The organism is Streptomyces sp. SID14436 (genome assembly GCF_010548465.1).
Lineage (GTDB): Bacteria > Actinomycetota > Actinomycetes > Streptomycetales > Streptomycetaceae > Streptomyces.
The window spans coordinates 1-3524 of record NZ_JAAGMD010000216.1; the positions used below are offsets into that span (position 1 = coordinate 1).

Genomic DNA, 3524 nt, shown 5'->3' on the forward strand with positions numbered 1-3524 from the left:
GTCCAGGGCGCCGCCGTCCCCGTCCAGTTCCAGCCGGTCGCCGCCCGCCGTCGCCGTCCAGCCGCCGCACCGGAAGCCCGCCCCCGCCGCGACGACCTCCGGCTGGCCCGTCAGCATGCCGCGCAGGTCGGCGTCCACGTACGTCGGCCGGTGCTGCGGCGGTGCGGCCAGCAGCCGCGCGCCGTCCGTCACTCCGGTCAGCACCAGCAGCGAGTCGACCCCGCCGTTGTACGCCCCCTCGATGTCCGTGTCCAGGCGGTCCCCCACCACCAGGGGCCGCTCGGCCCCGGTCCGCAGGATCGTCTCGCGGTGCATGGGCGGCAGCGGCTTGCCCGCCACCTGCGGTTCGGCCCCGGTGGCGATCCGGACGACCTCCACCGCCGCGCCGTTGCCCGGCGCGATGCCCCGGCCGCTGGGGATCGTCAGGTCCGTGTTGGACGCGAACCACGGCAGCCCCCGGGCGACGGCGTAACTCGCTTCCGCGAACCGCCCCCACGTGAGGTCCGGCCCGCCGTAGCCCTGCACGACCGCCACCGGCTCGTCGTCCGCCGACTCCACCGGCTCCAGGCCCCGCTCGCGCAGCGCGACCCGCAGCCCCTCACCGCCCACCACGAGGATGCGGGCGCCCGCCGGCACCTGCTCGCTGATGAGCCGCGCCACCGCCTGCGCGGAGGTGATCACCTCGTCGGCGCCGGTCGGTATGCCCAGCTCCGTCAGATGCGCCGCCACCGTGTCCGGGGTGCGCAGGGCGTTGTTCGTCACGTACGCCAGCCGCATGCCTCCCCGACGGGCGGTGGCCAGCGACTCCACGGCGTACGCGATCGCGTTCCCGCCCGCGTACACCACACCGTCGAGGTCCAGCAGCGCCGTGTCGTACGCCTCGGCCAGGGCCTGTCCACTGCCCTCGGGCCTCGTCCTGACGCTCCGGCTCATTCGGCATCGCTCCTCGTTCGACGGCTTTCCCCCGATCATCCCCCATGCCCACCGCACCCGTACGATGCCGGGATGAACACTGCAGGTCCCTCGGAAGCGAAGGCGCACCGAGGCCTGGAACTCACCCCGTTCCGAGGCCTCCGCTACGACCCGGACCGGGTCGGCAGCCTGGCAGCCGTGACATCCCCGCCCTACGACGTCGTCGTCCGCCCCGACGGCCTGCACCACCTCCAGTCCGCGGACCCGTACAACATCGTCCGGCTGATCCTGCCCGAGGCCGACACGCCCGAGGCCCGCAACGCCCAGGCCGCCGAGACGCTGAACCGCTGGCGCGCGCAGGGCATCCTGACCGCGGACCCGGAGCCCGGCCTGTACGTCTACGAGCAGCGCGACGACGAGGGGATGCTGCAACGCGGACTCATCGGCACCCTCCGCGTGTCCGACCCCGAGGAGCAGGTGGTCCTGCCCCACGAGGACGTCATGCCGCACATCGTCGCCGACCGCGCGGCCCTCATGCTCGCCACCTCCGCCAACCTCGAACCCCTGCTGCTCACCTACCGCGGCGACGACCCGGCCCCCGCCACCGAGACCGCCGGCCTGATCGAGCGCACCGCCGCCCGCCCGCCGCTGTTCGCGACCACCACGGAGGACGGCTTCCACCACCGGCTCTGGTCCGTCACGGACCCGGCGGAACTGAAGGCGGTCCGCGCCGAACTGAGCGGCCATCAGGCCCTCATCGCCGACGGCCACCACCGCTGGGCCACCTACCGCAGGCTGCGGTCGGAGCACCCCTCCCCCAGCCCCTGGGACCACGGGCTGGTGCTGCTCGTCGACACGGCCCGCTATCCGCTGCGCGTCCGCGCCATCCACCGGCTGCTGCACGGCCTGCCCGTCGCGGACGCCCTGGCCGCCCTCGACGGCCTCTTCCGCGTCCGCCGCCTCGACGTGCCGCTGCCCGCCGCCATGGAGGCCCTCGCGGAGGCCGCCGCCGACGGCAACGCCTTCCTGCTCGCCGGGGACGGCGCCTTCCACCTCGTGGACCGCCCGGACCCGGACCTGCTGGCCCGCACGGTCCCGGCCGACCGCCCGGAGGCCTGGCGCACCCTGGACGCCACGGTCCTGCACGCCGCCCTCCTCGACCACGTCTGGCGGATCCCCGAGGACTCCCCGGCGCACATCGCCTACATCCACGACACGGCCGCGACGGTCGAGAAGGCGGAACACGACGGCGGTACCGCCGTGCTGATGCACCCGGTCCGTGAGGAGGTCGTCCGCGACCTCGCCCGCCAGGGCGTCACCATGCCCCGCAAGTCGACGTCCTTCGGCCCGAAGCCCGCCTCGGGCCTGGTGCTGCGCGCCCTGGACCTCTGAGGGGGCAGGGGGACAGGGAGCAGGGACGGGGAAGTCGGGAAGACGGAAGGGGGCGGGCCGCTGACGGCCCGCCCCCTTCTTCCCTTCACGTTCCTCGCGTTCGTCCCGCGCTCACCCCGTCACGTCCCTGACCGCCGTGTCGGCGGGTCAGGGACGGGTCTGGGGGCCGTGGGCGTCAGGCGCGGGTCTCGCCCTCCGACGGGTCGTCGTCGAGGGTTTCGTCGTCCGACGGGCGGCCGTCGTCCGAGGTCTCGTCCGACGGGCCGTCGTCCGACGGGTTCTCCGCAGCGTCCCGGCCGGGGCTCGCGGGGGCCGGGTCCTGGCCCGGGTCCTCCCCCTCCTCGTCCAGCGCGTCGACGAAGGCCACACCGTCCAGCTCGGCCAGCCGGTCGGAGGCGTCGGTGCTGCCGTCCCGGTCGGCCTCGACGGCCTTCGCGAACCACTCGCGGGCCTCGCTCTCCCGGCCGACGGCCAGCAGGACGTCGGCGTACGCGTACCGCAGGCGCGCCGTCCAGGGCTGCACCGAGTGGGACGCCAGCTCGGAGCTCTGCAGTGTCACGATGGCCGCGTCCAGCTGCCCCAGGTCACGCCGGGCGCCGGCCGCGACCAGCCGCATCTCGACCTGCCCGGCCTTGTCCAGCTTCTGCACCTCGGGAGCGCCGGCCATGTCCAGCGCCTTCTCCGGCCGCCCGAGCCCGCGCTCGCAGTCGGCCATGAGCGGCCACAGCTCGACGGTGCCGGTCATCCGGCGGGCGGCACGGAACTCGGCTAGTGCCTCGCCGTACTTCTGGTTGGCGTACGCCGCGAACCCGGCGGCCTCCCGTACGGCGGCCACGCGCGAGGCGAGACGCAGGGCGACCCTGGAGTAGCCGTAGGCCCCCTCGGGGTCCTCGTCGATCAGCCGGGCCACCATCACCAGGTTCCTGGCGACGTCGTCGGCGAGCGTCTTGGGCAGGCTCTGCAGCTCCTGCCGTACGTCCTTGTCGATCTCCTCGCCGGTGATGTCCTCGGGGATGGGCAGCCGCTTGATCGGCTCCCGGTCGCGGTCGCGGTCCCGGTCGTCGCGGAAGCGTCCGCCGCCGTGCCGGTCGTCCCGGCCACGGAAGCCGCCCGGCCTGCCGCCCCGGTCGTCCCGACGCGGACCGCCACGGCCGCGGTCGTCACGCCCGCGGAAGCCGCCGCGGTCACCGCCACGGTCGCCACCGCGGCTGTCCTCACGC

At 74.8% G+C, this 3524-nt stretch carries 3 protein-coding genes; 1 reads left to right on the forward strand and 2 read right to left on the reverse strand.

Annotated elements, in window-relative coordinates:
* Window positions 1–933: HAD-IIA family hydrolase (locus tag G3I53_RS07935; RefSeq protein WP_164438162.1), on the reverse strand; the 933-nt coding region annotated here is incomplete at its 3' end.
* A 72-nt stretch (window positions 934–1005) separates the two neighbouring features.
* On the opposite strand from G3I53_RS07935, the gene G3I53_RS07940 reads away from it, so the two are divergent.
* Entirely contained in the window at window positions 1006–2304 is a 1299-nt protein-coding gene (locus G3I53_RS07940) for a DUF1015 domain-containing protein (RefSeq protein WP_164332958.1), read from the forward strand.
* Between the two features lie 175 nt (window positions 2305–2479).
* Here G3I53_RS07940 and G3I53_RS07945 read toward each other — a convergent pair whose 3' ends face one another.
* Window positions 2480–3325: a tetratricopeptide repeat protein gene (locus tag G3I53_RS07945; protein ID WP_239063670.1), complete on the reverse strand. Its 846-nt coding sequence runs from the start codon at window positions 3323–3325 to the stop codon at window positions 2480–2482.
* Window positions 3326–3524: the final 199 nt, after the last annotated feature.

What these genes read in the sequence shown, in the direction of transcription:
- G3I53_RS07940 (WP_164332958.1), top strand. Translation starts at nt 1,006, where the DNA reads ATGAACACTGCAGGTCCCTCGGAAGCGAAGGCGCACCGAGGCCTGGAA.